At 66.5% G+C, this 19,808-nt stretch carries 21 protein-coding genes and 1 pseudogene; 8 read left to right on the plus strand and 14 right to left on the minus strand.

Going from position 1 to position 19,808, the window contains the following annotated elements; translation table 11 throughout:
- Positions 1 to 2: 2 nt before the first annotated feature.
- Complete coding sequence (locus LG661_RS02275) at positions 3 to 1,481, minus strand: SulP family inorganic anion transporter (RefSeq protein ID WP_230530240.1); 1,479 nt, start codon at positions 1,479 to 1,481, stop codon at positions 3 to 5.
- Positions 1,482 to 1,912: 431 nt separating this feature from the next.
- Between LG661_RS02275 and LG661_RS02280 the strand changes: the two genes are divergently transcribed.
- A complete protein-coding gene (locus LG661_RS02280) occupies positions 1,913 to 2,515 on the plus strand; it encodes a peptidoglycan-binding domain-containing protein (RefSeq protein WP_230530241.1) in 603 nt (200 codons plus the stop codon).
- A 22-nt stretch (positions 2,516 to 2,537) separates the two neighbouring features.
- Here the strand turns inward: LG661_RS02280 and LG661_RS02285 are convergent, their stop codons facing one another.
- A complete protein-coding gene (locus LG661_RS02285) occupies positions 2,538 to 3,605 on the minus strand; it encodes a helix-turn-helix domain-containing protein (RefSeq protein ID WP_230530242.1) in 1,068 nt (355 codons plus the stop codon).
- A 142-nt stretch (positions 3,606 to 3,747) separates the two neighbouring features.
- Between LG661_RS02285 and LG661_RS02290 the strand changes: the two genes are divergently transcribed.
- Positions 3,748 to 4,770, plus strand: coding sequence for an alpha/beta hydrolase family protein (locus tag LG661_RS02290; protein ID WP_230530243.1), 1,023 nt, complete (start codon positions 3,748 to 3,750; stop codon positions 4,768 to 4,770).
- Here LG661_RS02290 and hrcA read toward each other — a convergent pair.
- A complete protein-coding gene (hrcA, locus tag LG661_RS02295) occupies positions 4,767 to 5,858 on the minus strand; it encodes a heat-inducible transcriptional repressor HrcA (RefSeq protein ID WP_230530244.1) in 1,092 nt (363 codons plus the stop codon). The genes LG661_RS02290 and hrcA overlap by 4 nt on opposite strands.
- Positions 5,859 to 6,001: 143 nt before the next feature.
- Between hrcA and rph the strand changes: the two genes are divergently transcribed.
- Together rph and rdgB are read left to right on the plus strand one after the other, a co-directional pair.
- A complete protein-coding gene (gene rph / locus LG661_RS02300; protein ID WP_230530245.1) occupies positions 6,002 to 6,715 on the plus strand; it encodes a ribonuclease PH in 714 nt (237 codons plus the stop codon).
- Positions 6,712 to 7,353 (plus strand): RdgB/HAM1 family non-canonical purine NTP pyrophosphatase, encoded by a 642-nt coding sequence (rdgB, locus tag LG661_RS02305; protein ID WP_230530246.1) that lies wholly within the window; start codon positions 6,712 to 6,714, stop codon positions 7,351 to 7,353. Before rph ends, rdgB begins: the two co-directional genes overlap by 4 nt.
- A gap of 45 nt (positions 7,354 to 7,398) precedes the next feature.
- Here rdgB and LG661_RS02310 read toward each other — a convergent pair whose 3' ends face one another.
- Positions 7,399 to 7,863, minus strand: a complete 465-nt coding sequence (locus tag LG661_RS02310) for a DUF2852 domain-containing protein (protein WP_230530247.1) — start codon at positions 7,861 to 7,863, stop codon at positions 7,399 to 7,401.
- A 90-nt stretch (positions 7,864 to 7,953) separates the two neighbouring features.
- Complete coding sequence (locus tag LG661_RS02315; RefSeq protein WP_230530248.1) at positions 7,954 to 8,613, minus strand: TetR/AcrR family transcriptional regulator; 660 nt, start codon at positions 8,611 to 8,613, stop codon at positions 7,954 to 7,956.
- A gap of 189 nt (positions 8,614 to 8,802) precedes the next feature.
- On the opposite strand from LG661_RS02315, the gene hemW reads away from it, so the two are divergent.
- A complete protein-coding gene (gene hemW / locus LG661_RS02320; RefSeq protein WP_230530249.1) occupies positions 8,803 to 9,963 on the plus strand; it encodes a radical SAM family heme chaperone HemW in 1,161 nt (386 codons plus the stop codon).
- A 147-nt stretch (positions 9,964 to 10,110) separates the two neighbouring features.
- Here the strand turns inward: hemW and gshB are convergent, their stop codons facing one another.
- Positions 10,111 to 11,055: a glutathione synthase gene (gshB, locus tag LG661_RS02325; RefSeq protein WP_230530250.1), complete on the minus strand. Its 945-nt coding sequence runs from the start codon at positions 11,053 to 11,055 to the stop codon at positions 10,111 to 10,113.
- A gap of 162 nt (positions 11,056 to 11,217) precedes the next feature.
- Here gshB and LG661_RS02330 point away from each other — a divergent pair, with 162 nt between their 5' ends.
- On the plus strand, positions 11,218 to 12,087 hold the full coding sequence (locus tag LG661_RS02330; RefSeq protein WP_230530251.1) for a lipid kinase: 870 nt from the start codon (positions 11,218 to 11,220) through the stop codon (positions 12,085 to 12,087).
- Between the two features lie 11 nt (positions 12,088 to 12,098).
- Here the strand turns inward: LG661_RS02330 and LG661_RS02335 are convergent, their stop codons facing one another.
- Positions 12,099 to 12,305, minus strand: coding sequence for a DUF1127 domain-containing protein (locus tag LG661_RS02335; RefSeq protein ID WP_230530252.1), 207 nt, complete (start codon positions 12,303 to 12,305; stop codon positions 12,099 to 12,101).
- A gap of 103 nt (positions 12,306 to 12,408) precedes the next feature.
- On the opposite strand from LG661_RS02335, the gene LG661_RS02340 reads away from it, so the two are divergent.
- Positions 12,409 to 13,281: a LysR family transcriptional regulator gene (locus LG661_RS02340; RefSeq protein WP_230530253.1), complete on the plus strand. Its 873-nt coding sequence runs from the start codon at positions 12,409 to 12,411 to the stop codon at positions 13,279 to 13,281.
- Positions 13,282 to 13,292: 11 nt separating this feature from the next.
- On the opposite strand, the gene LG661_RS02345 is transcribed toward LG661_RS02340, so the two are convergent.
- The 3 genes and pseudogenes from LG661_RS02345 to rsmI all read right to left on the minus strand — a co-directional run bounded on the left by LG661_RS02345 (position 13,293) and on the right by rsmI (position 15,054).
- Positions 13,293 to 13,733 carry a hypothetical protein gene (locus LG661_RS02345; RefSeq protein WP_230530254.1) on the minus strand — a complete coding sequence of 147 codons (441 nt, stop codon included), beginning with the start codon at positions 13,731 to 13,733 and terminating at the stop codon, positions 13,293 to 13,295.
- A 9-nt stretch (positions 13,734 to 13,742) separates the two neighbouring features.
- Positions 13,743 to 14,119 (minus strand): annotated as a pseudogene (locus tag LG661_RS02350) (YraN family protein).
- Complete coding sequence (gene rsmI / locus LG661_RS02355) at positions 14,119 to 15,054, minus strand: 16S rRNA (cytidine(1402)-2'-O)-methyltransferase (protein ID WP_230530255.1); 936 nt, start codon at positions 15,052 to 15,054, stop codon at positions 14,119 to 14,121. Before rsmI ends, LG661_RS02350 begins: the two are co-directional and overlap by 1 nt.
- 137 nt (positions 15,055 to 15,191) lie before the next feature.
- Between rsmI and LG661_RS02360 the strand changes: the two genes are divergently transcribed.
- On the plus strand, positions 15,192 to 16,472 hold the full coding sequence (locus LG661_RS02360; protein WP_230530256.1) for a penicillin-binding protein activator: 1,281 nt from the start codon (positions 15,192 to 15,194) through the stop codon (positions 16,470 to 16,472).
- A 10-nt stretch (positions 16,473 to 16,482) separates the two neighbouring features.
- Here the strand turns inward: LG661_RS02360 and LG661_RS02365 are convergent, their stop codons facing one another.
- Genes LG661_RS02365 through LG661_RS02380 form a run of 4 tightly spaced genes read right to left on the minus strand, consistent with a single transcriptional unit; the run spans position 16,483 to position 19,644 of the window.
- Positions 16,483 to 16,992 (minus strand): OsmC family protein, encoded by a 510-nt coding sequence (locus tag LG661_RS02365; protein WP_230530257.1) that lies wholly within the window; start codon positions 16,990 to 16,992, stop codon positions 16,483 to 16,485.
- 16 nt (positions 16,993 to 17,008) lie between these two features.
- Positions 17,009 to 17,797 carry an ABC transporter ATP-binding protein gene (locus tag LG661_RS02370; RefSeq protein ID WP_230530258.1) on the minus strand — a complete coding sequence of 263 codons (789 nt, stop codon included), beginning with the start codon at positions 17,795 to 17,797 and terminating at the stop codon, positions 17,009 to 17,011.
- Positions 17,797 to 18,651, minus strand: coding sequence for an ABC transporter permease (locus LG661_RS02375; RefSeq protein WP_407666617.1), 855 nt, complete (start codon positions 18,649 to 18,651; stop codon positions 17,797 to 17,799). The genes LG661_RS02370 and LG661_RS02375 overlap by 1 nt, the downstream gene beginning before the upstream one ends.
- 24 nt (positions 18,652 to 18,675) lie before the next feature.
- On the minus strand, positions 18,676 to 19,644 hold the full coding sequence (locus tag LG661_RS02380; protein ID WP_230530259.1) for an aliphatic sulfonate ABC transporter substrate-binding protein: 969 nt from the start codon (positions 19,642 to 19,644) through the stop codon (positions 18,676 to 18,678).
- Positions 19,645 to 19,808 lie beyond the last annotated feature (164 nt).

Here is a 19,808-nt window from a genome sequence, read left to right on the forward strand (position 1 = left end):
GGTCAGTGGCCGACGGCCAGCTTCGCCCCCTCCTTGTTGTGGGTGCCGAGCCGCTCCACCAGGGTGGCGCTGGCCTCGTTGAGGCCGACGATCTCCACCGGGATATCGTGATGGCGGAACTTCAGCACAACCCGGTCCAGGGCGTTGATGCCGGTGATGTCCCAGAAATGGGAATCCCGGACGTCGACGACCACCTTCTTCAGGTCTTCCTCGCGGAAGTCGAAGGCGCTGTGGAAAGCCTCCGCGGTGGCGAAGAAGATCTCGCCGCTGACCCGGTAGGTCCGGACCTCGCCCTCCCTCACGGAGTCGACGCTGAAGAACTTGGCCACCTTCCGGGCGAAGAAGATGCCGCTGAGCACCACGCCCGTCAGCACGCCCTTCGCCAGGTCGTGGGTGAAGACCACGACCAGGACCGTGGTGATCATGACGAAGCTGGAGCTCTTCGGGTGCAGGCGCATGGCCAGGATCGAACCCCATTGGAAGGTGTTGATCGAGACCATGATCATCACGGCCACCAGCGCCGCCATGGGGATCTGGCGCACCCAGTCGTCCAGCACCAGGATCAGGAAGAGCAGGAACACGCCGGACCAGAGCGTCGAGAGCCGTCCCCGTCCGCCGGAGGAGACGTTGATGACCGACTGGCCGATCATGGCGCAGCCCGCCATGCCGCCGAACAGGCCGGCCACGATGTTGGCGAGGCCCTGGCCGCCGCATTCCCGGTTCTTGGAGCTGTCCGTGTCCGTCATCTCGTCGACGATGGCCGCCGTCATGAGGGATTCGAGCAGGCCCACCATCGTCAGGGTGAGCGAGTAGGGCAGGATGATCTGAAGCATCTCCAGGGTCAGCGGCACGTCGGGCAGGACGAAGGCCGGCAGCTCGCTGGGCAACTGGCCCATATCGCCGACGGTGCGCAGGTCGAAGCCGAAATAGATCGCGACGGCGGTGAGCAGGACGATGGTGACGAGCGCCGAGGGCACGGCTTTGGTCACCAGCGGCAGGAGGTAGATGATCGCAAGCCCTACCGCGACCATGCCGTACATGAGCGGCCCCTGACCCACGAATTCCGGCAGCTGCGCCATGAAGATGAGGATCGCGAGTGCGTTGACGAAGCCCGTCACCACGGAGCGGGAGACGAAGCGCATGAGGTCGCCGAGGCGGAGCAGGCCCGCCACAATCTGCAGCACGCCCGTCAGAAGCGTGGCGGCAAGCAGGTACTGGAGCCCGTGCTCCTTCACGAGCGTGACCATGACGAGCGCCATGGCGCCTGTGGCAGCCGAGATCATGGCCGGGCGGCCGCCCGCGATGGCGGTCACGACCGCGATGCAGAAGGAGGCGTAGAGGCCGACCTTCGGGTCGACGCCGGCGATGATGGAGAAGGCGATGGCTTCAGGGATGAGGGCGAGCGCCACCACCGTGCCGGCGAGGAGATCGCCGCGCACATTGGGAAACCACTCGGCCTTGAGGCGAGAGAGATAGGTCATGTCGATAAGTCTCGTCAGCCCCGTCCAGCAGGGCAGTTCAATAGGGCCCTGAAGTGGGTGAGCCTGCGCGCAGCAGGCGACCGTACGGGCAGGTCGGATGCGATCGGGAGGAGATTCTGGGCGCGAGACCGCGCTACGGCGGAGTCATCCGCGAGGGCTGCTGGGGAGCTTTTACAGAAATCATGCGCCCCTCATAGCAGGGTTCTGCTGCAATGCAACAGAATGATGTGCGCGTCCGGGAATCGGATGCCCCGAGCACTGCCTGCCCCGGCGATACTACTCTTAGGGATATTCACCCTCTCCGCCGTTTCCTGACCCAGGGCATAGGATCTTTGGCGCAGGGCCGCGCTTTCACCACATTCTTGGGCATCGTGTCCGGAGCGGGTCGACCCTCGGCCGTCACATTCCCAAAAATGCACGAGGAGCCATCGATGTCTCGGACACGCACGCCAACGATATCCGAACCCAACCGCCTGCCTCTCCTGATCCTGGCCGTCGCCACCATCGGAGGCTGGGGCCTGTTCGCCTATGCGATGCTCACCGCCTCCGATGCGGAAGCTCAGCTGCGCGGCAAGATCGCCTCCCTCGAGGAATATCGGGTACAGTACCTGTCGGAGCGGCGGAAGACGGAGGAAACGGAGGCCGAGCTGACCAAGCTGCGCAGCGAACTCGCGAGTGCGAAGCAGGATCTTGGCCGGGTGACGGAGGACAACGGGAGACTTCTCGAAGAGCTTGCCGGCACCCAGGCCGAGCTCGGCGAGGCCCGGCGGATTCAGGTGGTGCAGGCCGGGCTGGAGCGGATGCCGCTGATCAATGTGACGCCGCGGCCCACGAAGGTGGACGTGAAGGCGGCGCAGGAGGCGCTGACCGAACTCGGCTATGGGCCGCTCAAGGCCGATGGCGTTCTCGGGAAGCAGACGCGGGAGGCGATCGAGAAGTACCAGCGCGCCACCGGCCTCACGGCGACGGGCGAGCTCTACGCCGAGACGCTGCAGACGCTTCTGCGCGCGGGCGAGGCGGTGGCCTCGCAGTAATCGCGGCAAGACGCGCCGGATCCTACCGGGGAACGGCCGAGACGGCTTCCATGCCCGGGTGCGTTTCGCCTTGGGGAGAGCGGCTTGCTCTCCACGCGCTGGGCGAGGCGCCCGTCACGCGGCGGAATTCACGGTTGAAGTTCGACTTGGTCTGAAATCCCGCCTTGAACATGATCGCCGTGACAGGCTCCTCGGTCTCCGCCAGCAGGCGGCAGGCCTCGGCGATCCGGTGATCGTTGATGTACTGCGACACGTTCTTGCCCGTGACCCGGTTGATGGCCGTGGAGATCCGGCGGCCCGGGATCAGGGTCTTGCGGGCGAGGCGCTCCAGGTTGAGGTCGAGATCCTCGAACAGGCGCTTCGCATTCATGACGGCGTCGAGCTTCGCGACGATGGCCACGTCTTCGTCGTCCGGGGTCGCCGATGGGGTGTCCAGCGGCGGTGAGACCGGCTCAGGAGCCGGCTGACTGCGCCCTGCGACGGCCGCGGCGCTGCCGAGGATCAGCAAGGCGAGCAGGTTGGCGATCCCGACCACCAGGGCGGCGTAAGAGTCCTTCCCCAATGCGATGCTGAGCGTGACTGCGACCTCGAGGATCGCGGACAGGATGAGGGCCGCGGCCGTTGCCCAGAGCGCTCCATAGGTCGAGACGACGCCTTCGAAAGAGACGCGGCTCAGCGCATCCGGCCCCCTCCAGGCCAGCCGCGCGAGCGCCGCTCCATAGCCGAGAAAGATGGCAATCAGCGCAAGGTCGATCCAGTCCGGCCAAAGGAGGATCAGGGCAAGCACGATCGCCGCCGGAGTTCCGTGAGCCCATGCCGGAAGGCGTCTGGAATTCTCCTGGGGTGCGAGTTCGCGAAAGCATAGCCAGGCGATCGCCGCAAGGATCGCGGCCAGAATGGATTGCAGGGGCAGGATGAGGGTGAGGCCGTAGCTCCAGCGAAGCCCGACGAGGACCGATTGAAGGGCATAGATCCCGAGCAGCACCATGAACAGACTGCCTCCGGTTCCCTCATTGCGGCGCTCGATCATCTGGACCAGCAGGATCAGCAGGAGCAGGGCGACGACGAAGGGCAGGGGCAGGGACAGCATGGGGCGTTGGCAACCTTTCGCTGCTTTCTATGGCCTAAAACGCGATCTCGGACGACCTCGATCATGATCGAGGTCGCGGCAAACGCCAAACCGGACAGGTTGATGTGATCCGCCACGGGGCGGTCACTTTGAAGGTCAAGCCATGAAACCCGTCACATCCTTTCTCGCTGTCGCCGTTCTCTTCACCTCGCACGCCGCCCTCGCGGCGGATGCGGTCGGCATTCGCAAGCTCTTGGCTCCCGCGCCGGAGCGCGGGTCCGATCTGAGCGTTCTCGTGTGGTATCCAGCGGCGGAGGGCGGAGAGCCCACGCTCATTGGCGACAATCTCCTGTTCAAGGGAACCGCAGCGAGGGCCGATGCGCCGTTCGCGGAAGGGCACTTTCCGCTCGTCATGATCTCGCACGGTTCGGGCGGCAACGCCGCCAATCTGGGCTGGCTCGCATCGCATCTGGCGGCGGAAGGCTACGTGGTCGCGGCCCCCAACCATCCCGGCAGCACCAGCGGCGATGCTGCCCAGGCCGCGACCATCAAGATCTGGAACCGCCCGGCCGACATCTCGGCAGTGCTGGCGGCCCTTGCGGCCGATCCGGCGCTGAGCTCCCGGATCGACCAGGACAGGATCGGCGTCGTCGGCTTCTCGCTCGGCGGCCACACCGCCCTTGCGCTTGCCGGCGCACGGATCGATGCGGACACCTACGCCCGATATTGCGAGAGCGGTGCGGCCGGGCCGGAATGCGCCTGGTTCGTCCGCGGCGGCGTGAACCTGCGGGCGCTGGACGCGGCCCGGTTCAACCGTTCCAATCGCGATCCCCGGATCAAGGCTGCGGTTGTGGTCGATCCTGCCTTTGCGCAGGCCTACGACCGGAAGAGCCTGTCCGCGATGTGGGTCCCCACGCACATCATCAATCTCGGACGGCCGGGATGGATCATCCCGGCTGTGGAAGGATCCAAGCTCGCCCGGGCCATACCCGGAGCCGGCTTCGAGGTCGTACCCGACGCAACCCATTTCAGCTTTCTCGGCGAGTGCAAGCCTGGGGCGGATGCGATCCTAAAGGATGAAGGGGACGAGGATCCCTTGTGCGACGACGGGGGGACCCGGCCGCGTTCAAAGCTGCATGCGCAGATGGCGGAGATGATTGCCGCCGTCTTCCGAAAGCATTTCTAGCCCCCGCGCTCCAGGATGCGCGAGATTACCCTGGCGGTGTAATCGACCATCGGCACGATGCGGGCATAGTTGAGCCGCGTCGGGCCGATGACGCCGAGAACGCCGACGATCTTCTGGCCGCCGTCCCGGAAGGGGGCCGCGATCATCGATGAGCCGGAGAGCGAGAAGAGCTTGTTCTCCGAGCCGATGAAGATGCGCACGCCTTCGCCGCCTTCGGCGCGGCTCAACAGGTCGATCACGTCGGTCTGGGTCTCGAGATCGGCGAAGAGCAGGCGGATGCGCTCCAGGTCCTCCGCCGCCTTCAGATCGTCCAGCAGGTTCGCCTGGCCGCGCACGATGAGCTGGCGCGCGCCGGCAGGTCCCACGGTGGTGGCAAGCCCCGCTTCCACGAGTTTCGCCGTGAGCGTGTCGAGCTCGCGCTCCATGTCGCCCCGGCGGACCTCGATCTCGCTCCTGATGTCGCCGAGCGTCTTGCCCTGGATGCGGGCGTTCAGAAAGTTCCCGGCCTCCACCAGCGCGCCTGCCGGAAGCCCGGGAGGCAGATCGAGGAGGCGGTTTTCCACCGACCCGTCCTCGGAGACCAGCACCACGAGGGCGCGGGCGGGATCGAGCCGCACGAATTCGATATGCTTCAGGCGCGCATTCGACTTGGAGGTCACCACGACGCCCGCGCCGCGCGATACACCCGAGAGCAGCGCCGAGGCCTCGGCCAGGGCGGTTTCCATGGTATGGCCCGAGGCCGCCGCCTTCATCTGCGCCTCGATGCGCGCCCGTTCCTCGGCCGTCACGTCGCCGATCTCCATCATGGCGTCGACGAAGAAGCGAAGGCCTATTTCCGTCGGCAGGCGGCCGGCGCTGGTATGCGGCGCAAAAATCAGCCCCGCGGCCTCAAGGTCAGCCATGACGTTGCGGATCGATGCGGGGGAGAGCGTCATCGGCAGGATGCGCGAGAGATTGCGCGAGCCCACCGGCTCGCCCGTCACGAGATAGCTCTCGACGATCTGCCGGAAAATCTCCCGCGAGCGGTCGTTCAGCTCCGCAATGGCGCGGGGCTCGGACAGATTGGAAAAGGGACCGGTCACATGCATGCGGCGGTTTCGCGTCCTCACAATTCAACCACGCGGGTGGGCATTATGTGCGGATGTCGGACCCGTTAGGCAAGGCTTTAGCTTGCCTTGGGTGCGTCGCAGCTTCTAAGAGGGACGTCATATTATCCAAGGAGATTCTGAACATGCGCCCGTCCAACCGCGCCCTCGATGAGCTTCGCCCCGTCACCCTGGAGCGTGGCGTCGCGCGCTACGCGGAGGGCTCCTGCCTCGTGTCCTTCGGCAATACCAAGGTCCTTTGCACTGCCTCCCTGGAGGAGAAGGGGCCGCCGTGGCTGCGCGGCACCGGCAAAGGCTGGGTGACGGCGGAATATTCCATGCTGCCGCGCGCCACGCACGAGCGCACCAAGCGCGAGGTCAATTCCGGCAAGCCCTCCGGCCGCACGCAGGAGATCCAGCGGCTCATCGGCCGGTCGCTCCGCGCCGTCGTGAATCTTCCGGCCATCGGCGAGCGCCAGATCGTGGTCGATTGCGACGTGATCCAGGCCGATGGCGGCACCCGCACCGCCTCCATCACCGGCGCCTGGGTGGCGCTGCACGAATGCTTCGCCTGGATGCAGAGCCGCTCGATCATTTCGATCAATCCCCTGCGCGAGCCCGTCGCCGCGATTTCCTGCGGCATCTATCAGGGCAAGCCCGTGCTCGACCTCGATTATGCGGAGGATTCCGCCGCCGAGACGGATGCGAACTTCGTCATCACCGGCTCCGGCGGCATCGTCGAGGTCCAGGGCACGGCGGAGGGCAAGCCTTTCTCCGAGGACGAGTTCCTGATTCTCCTGCGCCTCGCCAAGGCAGGCGTGGCGCAACTGGTGGACCTGCAGAAGAAGGTCGTGGCATGAGCGCGCACCGCCCCCTGACCGGCAGGATCGTCATCGCCACCCACAATGCGGGCAAGCTGCGCGAGATGCAGGAATTGCTCGCGCCTTTCGGGATCGAGGCCGTGTCTGCAGGGGAGCTCGGGTTGCCTGTGCCGGACGAGACCGGGCACATGTTCGCGGAGAACGCCGCCATCAAGGCCCAGGCGGCGGCCAAGGCCACGGGCCTGCCGGCGCTCTCGGACGATTCGGGGCTCTGCGTCGACGCGCTCGACGGCGCACCAGGGCTGTTCACCGCGGACTGGGCCGGCCCGAAGAAGGATTTCCATGCCGCCATGGAGCGGGTGGAGCGCGAGCTGCAGAAGCGGGAGGCCACGGATCGCCGGGCCCACTTTGTTTCGGCGCTCGTCATCGCCTGGCCGGACGGGCACGAGGAGCTGTTCGAGGGCCGCGTCTTCGGTCGGGTGGTCTGGCCGCCGCGCGGCGAGAAGGGCTTCGGCTACGACCCGATGTTCCAGCCGGACGGCTACGCCGAGACGTTCGGCGAGCTGACCTCCGAACAAAAGCACGGCATCGACTGGTCGAAGGCCGACGGCAAGGCCTCGTCCCACCGGGCGCGGGCCTTCGTGAAGCTGGCCGCCGGCTGCCTGCGCCGGACCTGAAGGCGCGAAGCGCCCCGGAGGGCGCTTCGCTTACGGCTCGGTGATTTAGGCGTTCGTCGGGCCGTTGCCGCGGCGCTTGGCCATGAAGGCATCGAACTCCTCGCGGTCCTTGGCCCGCTTCAGCTCCTCGACGAAGTCACGGAAGGCGCGGGCCTCCTCGTCGAGCTTGCGGCGCTCTTCCTCGAGGCGCTCCAGCTCGCTGCGACGGTAATCGTCGAAGGCCGCATTGCCCGAGCTGGCGAAGCCGAAGCCGCCGGCTGGGCCGCGGGATGCAAAGAGGTCATCCTTGGCGCGGCCGAGGGTGTCGCGGAAGAAGGTCTTGGCCTCGTCGTATTTCGGATATCCACACATTTTCCACACCAGATAGGCCAGCGCGAGCGGCCAGACGAAGATGAAGCCCAGGATGATGCCGGCGATCTCCAGACCGCGTCCGGGCTTGCGCCCGCAGCGGCGGTGAGCGCCCTGATTCCAGGGGCCCGCATTCCAGGCGGCGGAGGCAGTATCAGACATCGTAGGGGTCCTATGTTAATGCTAACAACATTAACATGCGGATCGATTTCGGCGCTTTCAAGGGAATGACCGTCGAAATCGCGCCGGTACTTACGATTTGCCCTTCAGGGCTCCGTGGACGAGGGCCAGCACGCCAGCGCGCAGGAGCTCGTACTTGTCCGGCAGGCCGGGTCCCTTCGGCAGCTGACCGGCCGCGTCGAGGGTGGTGATGCCATGGGACAAGGCCCAGACCTCGATGGCGATGAAGCGCGTATCGACCCCCTGGAAGCCGTCGGGGAAGGTTTTCGACAGGGCCTCGACGAGAAGCTCGAAGGCGTTGCCGGAGCTCGCCTGGTTCTCCGGAGCCTTCGGGCCCTTGGCCCAGGGCGGCCCGCAGGATTCGGTATCGCTGGGGCGGGCCGAGAACATGGCGGCGTAGAAACCCGGCTCCTGCTCGGCAAAGGCGAGATAGGCCTCGCCCATGCGGGTGAAGCGTTCGAGCGGCGTCCCTTCGCCCTGCAGGGCCCGGCCGAGCCGCTCCGCGAGCTGGCTGAAGCCTCGGAAGGCCACCTCGGCGACCAGGGCCTCACGACCCCGGAAATGGCGGTAGAGGGCCGCCGGCGTCACGCCCACGAGCTTGGCCGCATCGGCAAGGGTGAATCCGCCGAGCCCTCGCTCGGCGATGAAGCGCTGCGCCGCCTGGATCAGCGCCTCCTTCAGATTCCCATGATGATAGCCCTGCCTGTCGGACGGGCCGCCCCAATGCCGCATGACGGTTCCTGAACTCCACTGAGCCTTCACCCTAGGCTGCCCGGGCTGGGGAGGCTAGGTCGAGGCGACCGAATGGTGAACAACCGGGTCAAAAAGAGGTTCAGAAAAGTTTTCGAGAGACAGGCAGGCGCAGGTCGCAGCGACAAAGCCACCCGTGACGCCGGGCCCTGGAACTGCCATATACCGCGCATGATCGATCATCCCACGCGCGATGTGGGCTTTGGCGTCTACGTCCATTGGCCCTTCTGCGCCTCAAAGTGCCCGTACTGCGATTTCAACAGCCATGTCCGCCATCAGCCGGTGGACCAGGAGCGGTTTCTGGCGGCCTTCCGCCGGGAGATCGCCCACACGGCCGCGCGCATCCCGGGGCGGACGGTCACGAGCATCTTCTTCGGCGGCGGCACGCCCTCGCTCATGAAGCCTCAGACCGTGGGCGCGATCCTCGACGCCATCGGCGGCGCGTGGAGCATCGACCCCAAGGCGGAGGTGACGCTGGAGGCGAACCCGACGAGCGTGGAGGCCGAGCGCTTCCGCGGCTATCGCCAAGCCGGCATCAACCGGGTCTCGCTCGGCGTCCAGGCGCTCAGCGATCCCGATTTGAAGCGTCTCGGTCGCATGCACTCCGTCGAGGAAGCCCTGTCGGCGGTGAAGATCGCGGCCTCCATCTTCGAGCGCACTTCCTTCGACCTCATCTATGCCCGGCCCGACCAGACGCCCCGAATGTGGGGTGCGGAGCTGGAGCAGGCGATCAGCCATGCCGTGGAGCACCTCTCGCTCTACCAGCTCACCATCGAGCCCGGCACCTGGTTCGAGCGCCTCTACAACGCCGGCAAGCTCACGACGCCCGACGAGGAAACCGGCCGCGCGCTCTACGACATCACGCAGGAGGTGTGCGAGAAGCATGGCCTTCCGGCCTATGAAATCTCGAACCACGCCAGGCCCGGCGCGGAATCCCGGCACAACCTGCTTTACTGGCGCTACGGCGAATATGCCGGCATCGGTCCCGGCGCGCATGGACGCCTCGTCACCGGCAATGCGCGGCTTGCGACATCGACGGAGAAACATCCCGAGACGTGGCTTGAGCATGTGGAGCGCGAAGGCCACGGCGTCCTCGAGGAGGAGGTGCTCACCTCCGAGGCCGAGGGCGACGAGTTCCTGCTCATGGGCCTGCGCCTGAAGGAAGGCGTGGACGCCCGCCGTTACGAAGCCTTTACGGGCAAGGCGCTCAACGAAAGACGCCTGCGCAATCTGGTAGAGGAGGGGCTCGTCCGGACGGACGGCTCACGCCTCGCCGTGACCCCGAAGGGTTTTCCGGTGCTCAATGCGGTGATCGCGGAGCTGGCGGCCTAAAACACGCCACTGTCATTCCGGGGCGGCGCAGCCGAGCCCGGAATCCATGGCCACCGGGTCGCACCGATCGATGCGACAGCGGTCGCTTCTTTGCTTTACTATCGTGGCCATGGATCCCCGCCTTCGCGGAGATGACAAGGGAGGGCTTCAGCGCCCCACCTTGCTCTCGATCACGTCCCACACATTCACCGCGAGATCGGGCCCGCCGAGGCGCTTGATGGCGCGGATGCCGGTGGGGGCGGTGACATTGATCTCGGTGAGATTGCCGTCGATCACGTCGATGCCGACGAGAATGAGGCCCATGCGCTTGAGATCAGGGCCGATGGTCTCGCAGATCTCGCGCTCGCGCGGCGTGAGGTCCGTGGGCTTCGCCGCCCCGCCGCGCACCATGTTGGAGCGGATGTCGTTTGCCGCCGGAACGCGGTTGATCGCGCCTGCCGCTTCGCCGTCGATGAGGATGATGCGCTTGTCGCCTTCCGTGATCTTCGGCAGGAAGCGCTGAATCACCCAGGGCTCGCGGAACAGGTTCGAGAACAGGTCGTAGAGCGAGCCGAAATTCGGGTCCTCGCGGCCGACCTTGAACACGCTCGCGCCGCCATGGCCGTAGAGCGGCTTCATGACCACGTCGCCATGCTCGCGCCGGAACTCCTCGATCTCCGCCTTGTCGCGGGAGATCAGCGTCGGCGGCATGAGGTGCGGAAACTGCGTGACGAAGATCTTTTCCGGCGCATTGCGCACATGCGTCGGATCGTTGACCACCACGGTCTTGGGGTGAATGCGCTCCAGGAAATGGGTGGCGGTGATATAGGCGAGATCGAAGGGCGGGTCCTGGCGCATGAGCACCGCATCGACGGTCGAAAGATCCACGCGCTCGGGCGCACCCAGCGTGAAGTGGTCGCCCTCCACATCGCGCACCTCGACGGGCTCGGCCAGCGCGATCACCGCGCCGTCGCGCAGTGACAGACGGTCCGGGGTGTAGTGCAGCACCCGGTGACCCCGCCGCTGGGCCTCCAGCAGCAGGGCAAAGCCCGTATCGCCTGCGATCTTGAGGCTGCGGATGTGGTCCATCTGGAAGGCCACGGTCAGGGTCATGCGTCAGTCTCCGTAAGAAGCGCGGTTATTGGCCCGAAAACGGGCGCTGGCAACTGTTCTCTTGAGCCCTGTGAACGAAAAGGGGCGAAGGGGGTTATCAAACCGCCGCGCTTGCCGGTCCCGCCCCTTGCAGAGACGCCAGAGCTCCTCCACCTGAAAGCCATGCCACGCCGCGCCATCCTCATCGTCAATGCCAAGAGCCGCAGCGGGGCGTCCCAATGCGACATGGCGATCGAGCGCCTGAAGGCGCACGGGATCGAGCCCGTCCATCTGGAATGCAACCGGAGGGAGGATCTCTCGCCGCTCATCGTGAAGCATGCGCAGGACGTGGACTGCGCCATCGTCGGCGGCGGCGACGGAACGCTCAATGCGGCGGCCTTCGGCGTCATCGAGGCAGGGCTGCCGCTGGGGATTCTGCCGCTCGGAACGGCGAACGACCTCGCCCGCACGCTCGGCATCCCGCTGGGGCTCGACGAGGCCGCCAGGGTCATAGCGGGGGGGCATACCCGCAACATCGATCTCGGCATCGTCAATGGCGAGCCCTTCTTCAACGTGGCGAGCATCGGGCTCTCGGCCGAGCTGGCGCAGCAACTCACGCGCGACATCAAGCGCCGCTACGGCCGTCTCGGCTACGCGATGGTCGCCCTCAAGGTTCTCGCCCAGGCCAAACCCTTCCGGGCGACGATCGTCAGCGACGAGGGATCCGTGCGCGTCAGGACGCTCCAGATCGCAGTGGGCAACGGGCGCTTCTATGGCGGCGGAAACGCCGTGGAGAAGGATGCCGCCATCGACGACCAGCATCTCGATCTCTACAGCCTGGAATTCAGGCGCGCCTGGAAGCTCGCCTTCCTGGCGCGCTCGTTCCGGATCGGCGAGCACGGCGCCTGGCGCGAGGTGCGGGCGATCCGCGCCAGGGAATTCGACATCCGCACTCGCAAGCCAAGGTCGATCAACGCGGATGGGGAAATCGTCACCAAGACGCCCGCGCATTTCTCCATCAAACCCTGCGCCGTCACGGTGTTTGCGCCCTGAGGTCATGAACCTCAACGGCGCCCCTCCCGAACCGCGCTTTCGATGCCGCTGCGGTCGAGGCCGATATCGTGCAGGATCGCATCGTCGAGGGCGCGAACTTCCCGCAGGGCGCTGCGGATGCGGATTTCCCGCAGAAGGGCGGCGAAGATGCTGCCGATATGGACGTGCTTGGCTGTCTTCTCAGCGGTCCAGTGAATGGTGCTCGAAAGGGTCGACATGGCGCTCTCCTCTGCTTCGATGAGGAGATGATGCGCCTCCCTCTTGCATAATGGAAACGAATGTTCATTATGCTGTCAATAACGATGTGTTATGGAGCTTCCCATGCCCCACAATCTCGATATCGGCCTCCTGCGGGCCTTCGTGGCCGTGGTGGATGCGGGCGGCATGACCGCCGCCACGGGCCTGCTCAACCTGACCCAGGCGGCGGTGAGCCAGCAGATCAAGCGGCTGGAGGAGACCTTCGGCGAGGCGCTCATCACCCGCGACCGGCGCGGAATCGGGCTGACGGCGGCGGGCGAGCGCCTGTTCGGGCGAGCGAAGCGGCTTCTGGCCCTCAACGACGAAATCTGGACCGAGATGACGACCCCGGAATACGAGGGCGAGGTGCGCCTCGGCATCCCGAGCGACATCATCACGACCTACCTGCCCTCGTTTCTCAAAAGCTTCGCGCGCCATTATCCGCGTGTGCAGATCGCCCTCAACAGCGGCTCGAGCGCCGTTTTGCGCGCCAAGCTCGATGCGGGCAAGGTCGACGTGGTGCTCGCGACCGAGATGACCTGCGGCCCCGAGGGCGAGAATCTCGTCATGGACCGGCTCGTCTGGGTCGGCGCGCGCGGCGGCGATGCGGCGCGGCAGCGGCCTCTGCCGGTCTCCATCGGCTGTTCGGACTGCGCCTTCCGCGCACCGATCCGGGAAACGTTGATGAAGGCCGGCATCGAGTGGCGCTCGGTCTCGGAGGTCACGAATACGACGGCGCAGGTGGCGACGGTTGCGGCCGACATCGCCGTCATGGCCTGGATGGCCTCCACGGTGCCGGACGGCCTGGAGGTGATCGGTCCCGAGGCAGGCCTGCCGCCGCTGCCGCCCTTCATGGTCAATCTCTACCTGCCGAAGAACGGCGGCGACCACGTCGTGCAGGAACTGGCGCGTCACATCCGCGAGGCGGTCAGGGATCCGCGAAGGCTGGCGGCCTGACGCCCTCCGTTCTAGTCGAGGAAGAAGCACGCAAGACCGCGGCCCTGCGCGACTGCTTCCTCGATGAAGCGGCGCAGCTCCGGATAATAGATCTTCAGGCAGCGGGAGATGCGTTCATGGAATTCCGCGTCGATCCAGGTTGCCTCCCGGAGAAGCTCTTCCGGCGTCTTCTCTGCGAGAAGCCGGGCGATTTCAGCCGTTGCCAGGGCCGAGACGAAGCCCATGAAGCAATCCCTGCCGTCCCATTCCTCGTAGCCGCCGGGGGGACCGAACTCGCCATTCGTCAGATACTGCAGGGCATCCGAACGATGGACGAAAACCCACTCGATCAGACACTGCTCCAGATCGAGTTCGTCGAACATGACCCCGTCCGTCACATCCTCCCAGGTCGGGTTGGGCGTGTGGGCAAGCCAGCGATCATCCATCGCGAAGAGCCGATAAGTCGCGGTCATCCCGAGCCCTCAGCCGATCTCCAGCTCGAAAGCAGCCGGACAATGCCGCGGCCATCGTCCAGGCGCGATGAACACGGCATCCGCCGCCATGTCTTGCCTGCTGCCCAGGGATTTCGGGCGAGCCATGTCCGCGCGGCGCGGGAAAAGCGCCGGCGCTTGGTAGCGGTGATCGCGATCAGTGCCTCTTCCATGCTGCGGCGCGCCTTCACCTCGACGAATGCAACGGTATTTCCGCGCCTGACGATCAGGTCAACCTCGCCGCCCGAGGCAGAATAACGGCGGGCGAGGGGGCGGTAGCCCTTGGCGAGCAGGAGCAGCAGTGCGATCCACTCGGCCCTGTGGCCGCGCAGGAAGGTCGCCTGCCTTCGCTCGAGGGCGGTTTTCATCAGTCCTTCTTCGCGAGAGTCAGCGCGCGGGCATAAACCTCGCGCTTGGGCAGGCCGAGTTCCGCCGTGACGAGGGCCGCCGCATCCTTGATCGAGTGGTTCTTAAGGGCCGCTTCCAGCTTGCCGTCCAGCGCCGCATCGGCCTCCGCCGCATGCATTTCCTTCGAGGCCTCGCCGATCAGCACCACGATCTCGCCCTTGGGGGGACCTTCCGCCGCGAATTGCGCCGCGAGTTCCGGCAGGGTGCCGCGCCGGATCGTCTCGAACATCTTTGTCAGCTCCCGCGCCACCACGGCCTGCCGCTCGCCGAGAACGGCGGCTGCGTCGGCCAGCATGTCGGGCAGGCGGTGGGGTCCCTCGAACAGCATCAGGGTGCCGGGGATCTGGCTGAGTTCGGCGAGCCTCGTGCGCCGCGCCGCGCTCTTGGGCGGCAGGAAGCCCTCGAAGAAGAAGCGGTCGGTGGGCAGGCCCGAGGCGACGAGGGCCGTCAGGATCGCGGAGGGCCCCGGAATCGGCGTCACCGGAAGTCCTTCCTCGATGGCGGCCTGCACCAGCTTGAAGCCAGGATCGGAGACCAGCGGCGTGCCTGCATCTGAGACGAGGGCGAGGGCCTGGCCCTCGCGGATGCGGTGGACCATGCGCTCGCGCACGGCCTCGTTGGAATGCTCGTGATAGGCGATCAGCGGCGTGGTGATGCCGTAATGGGCGAGGAGCGTCTTCGTCACCCGCGTATCCTCGGCGAGGATCGCGTCCGCGGCGGCCAGCACGCCGAGCGCCCGGAAGGAAACATCCTTCAGGTTGCCGATGGGCGTCGCCACCACGTAGAGGCCCGGTGACAGGGGCTCCGCCTCGGCGGCGAGGCCGAAGGCGGTGAAGGTGGCCGCGCGGGCGGAAGGCTCGCGCCGCCTGGTCCGGTTGTCGATTCTCTGTGTCATCGCCTGTCACTGTCGCATGAAGGGGCAGCCTCGCAAAAGCGGGGCTTTGAGGATGAAAGCCTACCCTTGGAAACAATGTTTACCTTTTCCCGCCATTCTCCCCGGACTGTCGAATGCTGGTTTCCGGAGGGGGGACGATGGCGGGCTTTCCGTTCGCGGCCATCAAAGGCCTGAAAACGCACATCGCAGGAGCTGCCGGTCTGGCAAGTCTGCTTTTCCTGGCCGGCTGTGTCGGGTCGGGGAGCATGATGCCTCCGGGCCGGGTCGGCCGGGCTCCGGAGCCTGCTCCCGTCGAGCCTGCCTACGCGGCCAATGTTCCTCCGCCAGCCGATGCCATGGGCCAGATCCCTGGCATGGGGGGCATGACCATCGGGAACGGCCCCGTCAAGGTCGCCCTGATCCTGCCCTTCTCCAGTCCCGGCCAGGGGGCAGTCGCGGCGCAGAGTATGCGGAACGCGGCCGAGCTTGCGCTCAGCGAATACCAGACCTCGGACGTCACCATCCTCGTCAAGGACGACCGCGGCACGCCCGAAGGCGCTCGCGAGGCCGCGAATCAGGCCCTCGCCGAGGGGGCCGAACTCATCGTCGGCCCGCTCTTTGCAGGCTCCGTCCAGGCGGCCGGGCAGGTCGCGCAGCCCATGGGCCGGACCGTCATCGGCTTCTCGACCGATGCGAGCGTCGCCAGCCCGGGCGTCTATCTCCTGAGCTTCCTCGTCCAGGCGGAGGTCGACCGGATCGTCTCCTATGCCGCCTCGCAGGGACGCCGCTCCATCGCCGCCCTCATCCCCGAGACGACCTATGGCCAGGTGGCCGAGGCGCGGCTCAGCCAGGCGGCCGCGCGCTACGGCATCCGCATCGTGGCGGTCGAGCGCTATCCGACCGGACAGCCGCAGCGGGCCGTGCAGCGTCTTGCGGGCGTGATCGGCGGCCCGGCTCCGCAGGCCGACGCGCTCTTCATTCCCGACAACGGCGACGGCCTGCTCTATGTCGCCCAGGCCCTGCCGGCCATCGGGTTCAATCCGCAGCGGGTGAAGCTCCTGGGCACCGGCGTCTGGGACGAGCCGCGGGTCTTCGCCCATCCGGCGCTCCAGGGCGGCTGGTTCGCCGCCCCTGACAGCCGCGGCTTCAACGCCTTCGCGGCCCGCTACCGCGCGCGCTTCAACACGGATCCGATCCGGCTTGCGACGCTCTCCTACGATGCGGTGACGCTTGCGGCGGCCCTGAGCCGGATGCAGCAGGGTCCGCAGCGCTTCGCCGGCGCCATCCTGACGAACCCCGCCGGTTTCGCCGGGGCCGACGGCGTCTTCCGCTTCAATCCCGACGGCACCAACGAGCGCGCGCTCGCCGTGATGGAGATCCGCAGCGGTGCCGCCGTGACCATCAGCGAAGCGCCGCGAACCCTTGTGGCGACGAACTAGAGGCAAGGCGTCAGGAGCGCGTCAGCGATGCGCTCAGGGCCGGCTTGTTGTTGAGGGTCTGGAACACCACGCAATAGCGCTCCGTGAGCTTGAGAAGCTGGTCGACCTTCTCCTGCGGCGCATCGGTCTCGACCTCGAAGGTGAGGCGGATGTCCCTGAAGCCGACCGGCGCGGTCTTGTCGACTCCGAGCGTGCCGCGGAAGTCGAGGTCGCCCTCCGCCTTCACCGCGCCACGGCGCAGGTCGATCTCGAGCGCGGTCGCCACCGCTTTGAGCGTCACGCCCGCGCAGGCGACGAGCGCCTCCAGCAGCATGTCGCCGGAGCAGAGCTCCGCGCCGGAGCCGCCGCTGGCCGGATGCAGGCCCGCCACCGCCAGCGCCCGGCCGGTCTCGACCTTGCAGGCGATGTGCTGGTCGTCGAGCGTGCCCTGAGCCTTCAGCGTGATGACGGCCTTGTCGGGATCGTTGCGGTACTGCTCCTTGATCGGAGCCTGGAGAGCGCGCAGCGCAGTCGCATCCATGATCGTGTCCTCTGATCTACCACCACAGCGCGGCGGCCTGACGGTCGCGCTCGCGCTGCGGCTTCTGTTGGGTCGTGTTGAGGGAATGATCGAGAGCCGTCAACACGCGGCGCACGGAAGTTTCGAACGGAAGTCCCGTTTTGTCACGCGGACGCGACAGGGTCAGCGGCAATTCGTCGAAGATGCGCCCGGGCTTGGGCTGCATGACCACGGCGCGGTCGGCAAGGGTCACGGCTTCCTGCACGTCGTGGGTGACGAGAACGACGGTGGGGCGCGTCTCCTCCCACAGGCCTAGAAGATGCTCGTGCAGGCTCGCGCGGGTGAAGGCGTCGATCGCCGAGAACGGCTCGTCGAGGAGCAGCACCTTCGGGTTGGTGACGAAGGCGCGGGCGATCGCCACGCGCTGCTGCTGCCCGCCGGAGAGATCGCGCGGCCAGCGCCGGGCATGCTCGGCGAGGCCGATCTTCTCCAGGGCATGCTCGACCCGCCCCTTGCGTTCCGCGGCGCTCACGCCGTCGAGGCCGAAGGCGATGTTATCGAAGACGGACAGCCAAGGCAGCAGGCGCGGCTCCTGAAACACGATGCCGACGGCAGGGTGCGGGCCGGTCAGCCTCTCGCCGTCGAGGCGGATCGCGCCGGCGCTCGCCCGATCGAGGCCTGCGATGAGGCGGAGCAACGTGGTCTTGCCGCAGCCGGAGCCGCCGATCAGCGCAACGATCTCGGCCTCGCGGACGGAGAGGTTGATATCGGAAAGCGCTCTCGTGCCGTCGGCGTAGATCTTGGAGAGGTGTTCGAGCTCAAGCATCACAAACTCTCCCGCACGGTGTCCTGCCAGCGCACGAGCGGCTTCGTGAGAAGGACGAGCAGGCTGTCGGCGATCTTGCCCAGCAGCGCGAAGGCGATGATGGCGGCGAGGATCTGGTCGGGCTTGCCCATCTGCTGCCCGTCCACGAGCAGATAGCCGAGGCCTTCCGACGCTCCCATGAATTCGGCGGCGACCACGAACATGAAGCCGAGGCCGAGACCGGAGCGAAGCGCGATCACGGCTTCGGGCAGCACGGCGGGAAGAAGGATGCGCTTTGCAAGCTGAAAGCGGGAGAGGCGGAACACCTGGCCGACTTCCACGAGCTTGCGGTCGACGGAGAGGATCGCGCCCGCAATGCCGAGATAGATCGGGAAGAACACGCCGACCGCGATCAGAGCGACCTTCGACTCTTCGAAGATGCCGAGCCAGAGGATGAAGAGCGGCACCCAGGCGATGGAGGGAATGGCGCGCAGGGCCTGGAGAGTCGGATCGAGGATGCGCCTGACGGTCTGGCTGGAGCCCGAGAGCGCACCGAAGACGATGCCTGCGACCGCGCCGAGAACGAAGCCGACGAGGATGCGCCAGAGGGTTGCCCAGACATGGGTCCACAGCTCGCCTGTCTCTGCAAGCGCCCAGAGGGTGCCGAGGATGCGGCTCGGCGGCGGAACGAGACGGCCCTCGGCGAGGCCGAACACGACGGCGGCCTCCCAGAGGAGCGCGATGACGATGGGGAGCAAAAAGCCGAGAAGGACGCGCCCGTCGAAGGCGCGGCGCTTCTCGGCAAGGGGAGGGGCCGCGAGAGCGGCGGCACCCTTTTGGGAGGACCAGGCTTGGCTAGAGGCTTGGCCTGACACGGCGCTCTCCCGCGATGACAGTGGTTAGCGCGACGCGGTGGCGAAGCGGCGGTCGACGAGCTCGTCGACGGCGGCCTTCACATCCTTGTCGGCGGGGATCACGCCCGCCTGCTGGAGGGCGAGGCCCGCGGCGACGATGGTGTCGACCTGCGGCTGTCCGATGCTCGAATGGGTCAGCTCCGTGCGTTCGAGCTGGCGCTCGATCACGTTCTCCGGGAGCTTGGTATAGGCGGCGAGCGTCTTCTTCAGCTCGGCCGGGTTGGCGAGCGCATGTTGGCGCGCCTCCTCATAGGCCTTCAGCACCTTCGAGACGAGCTCGGGATTTTCCTTGGCGAAAGCTTCGCGGACGTTGAGGATGCCCCAGGTGTTCGCAGCGGCGTTGCGGTGGAAGAGAGCCGCGCCGCTCTCGAGTTCGGCGGCCGCCATCAGCGGATCGAGGCCGGCCCAGGCGTCCACGTCCCCGCGCTCCAGCGCCGTGCGCCCGTCCGGATGCTGCAGCAGGACGAGCTTCACGTCCTTCTCGGTGAGCTTGGCGTCCTGCAGGGCGCGCACGAGGAAGATGTGCGGGTCGGTGCCGCGGGTCACGGCCACGCGCTTGCCCTTCAGGTCCTCGACTTTGGAGATGCCCGTGTCCTTGCGGGTGACGAGCGCCGTCCATTCGGGGCGCGAATAGACGTAGATCGATTTGATCGGATTGCCGTTGATCTTGCCGATCAGCGAGGCCGCGCCCGCTGTCGAGCCGAAATCGATGGAGCCGGCGTTCAGGAATTCGAGGGCCTTGTTGGAGCCCAGCGACTGCACCCAGCGCACGGAGATGCCGTCCTTGGCCAGCTCCTTCTCCAGGAAGCCCTTGTCCTTCAGGACGAGGCTGACCGGGTTGTATGTGGCGAAGTCGAGGCGGAGCTCCTTCACCTGGGCCGAGGCGGTGGCCACAAAGGAGGTGAGGCCGGTGGCGAGGGAAGCGGCGAGGAGAAGACGACGGGTCAGGCTCATATCTGCGGTCCCATGTTTGGCGCATGGGAGCTTCGACCGTGAGGCCTCCGACACCCGGCGCTTTAGCTGCACTTGTTTCGCGCCCGCAAGCTGCTTGCTCAAATCGGCGCGTGTCCTTTTTATAGAACCGAGCGTATCTTCTGTCAAACGATGTCTTTTATAAA

Origin of the sequence: Microvirga roseola (genome assembly GCF_020866965.1) — a bacterium.
Lineage (GTDB): Bacteria > Pseudomonadota > Alphaproteobacteria > Rhizobiales > Beijerinckiaceae > Microvirga > Microvirga roseola.

Excerpts from the sequence above, each read along its gene's own strand:
- LG661_RS02275 (WP_230530240.1), bottom strand. The coding sequence starts at position 1,481 with ATGACCTATCTCTCTCGCCTCAAGGCCGAGTGGTTTCCCAATGTGCGC.
- LG661_RS02280 (WP_230530241.1), top strand. The coding sequence starts at position 1,913 with ATGTCTCGGACACGCACGCCAACGATATCCGAACCCAACCGCCTGCCT.
- LG661_RS02285 (WP_230530242.1), bottom strand. The coding sequence starts at position 3,605 with ATGCTGTCCCTGCCCCTGCCCTTCGTCGTCGCCCTGCTCCTGCTGATC.
- LG661_RS02290 (WP_230530243.1), top strand. The coding sequence starts at position 3,748 with ATGAAACCCGTCACATCCTTTCTCGCTGTCGCCGTTCTCTTCACCTCG.
- hrcA (WP_230530244.1), bottom strand. The coding sequence starts at position 5,858 with ATGCATGTGACCGGTCCCTTTTCCAATCTGTCCGAGCCCCGCGCCATT.
- rph (WP_230530245.1), top strand. The coding sequence starts at position 6,002 with ATGCGCCCGTCCAACCGCGCCCTCGATGAGCTTCGCCCCGTCACCCTG.
- rdgB (WP_230530246.1), top strand. The coding sequence starts at position 6,712 with ATGAGCGCGCACCGCCCCCTGACCGGCAGGATCGTCATCGCCACCCAC.
- LG661_RS02310 (WP_230530247.1), bottom strand. The coding sequence starts at position 7,863 with ATGTCTGATACTGCCTCCGCCGCCTGGAATGCGGGCCCCTGGAATCAG.
- LG661_RS02315 (WP_230530248.1), bottom strand. The coding sequence starts at position 8,613 with ATGCGGCATTGGGGCGGCCCGTCCGACAGGCAGGGCTATCATCATGGG.
- hemW (WP_230530249.1), top strand. The coding sequence starts at position 8,803 with ATGATCGATCATCCCACGCGCGATGTGGGCTTTGGCGTCTACGTCCAT.
- gshB (WP_230530250.1), bottom strand. The coding sequence starts at position 11,055 with ATGACCCTGACCGTGGCCTTCCAGATGGACCACATCCGCAGCCTCAAG.
- LG661_RS02330 (WP_230530251.1), top strand. The coding sequence starts at position 11,218 with ATGCCACGCCGCGCCATCCTCATCGTCAATGCCAAGAGCCGCAGCGGG.
- LG661_RS02335 (WP_230530252.1), bottom strand. The coding sequence starts at position 12,305 with ATGTCGACCCTTTCGAGCACCATTCACTGGACCGCTGAGAAGACAGCC.
- LG661_RS02340 (WP_230530253.1), top strand. The coding sequence starts at position 12,409 with ATGCCCCACAATCTCGATATCGGCCTCCTGCGGGCCTTCGTGGCCGTG.
- LG661_RS02345 (WP_230530254.1), bottom strand. The coding sequence starts at position 13,733 with ATGACCGCGACTTATCGGCTCTTCGCGATGGATGATCGCTGGCTTGCC.
- rsmI (WP_230530255.1), bottom strand. The coding sequence starts at position 15,054 with ATGACACAGAGAATCGACAACCGGACCAGGCGGCGCGAGCCTTCCGCC.
- LG661_RS02360 (WP_230530256.1), top strand. The coding sequence starts at position 15,192 with ATGGCGGGCTTTCCGTTCGCGGCCATCAAAGGCCTGAAAACGCACATC.
- LG661_RS02365 (WP_230530257.1), bottom strand. The coding sequence starts at position 16,992 with ATGGATGCGACTGCGCTGCGCGCTCTCCAGGCTCCGATCAAGGAGCAG.
- LG661_RS02370 (WP_230530258.1), bottom strand. The coding sequence starts at position 17,797 with ATGCTTGAGCTCGAACACCTCTCCAAGATCTACGCCGACGGCACGAGA.
- LG661_RS02380 (WP_230530259.1), bottom strand. The coding sequence starts at position 19,644 with ATGAGCCTGACCCGTCGTCTTCTCCTCGCCGCTTCCCTCGCCACCGGC.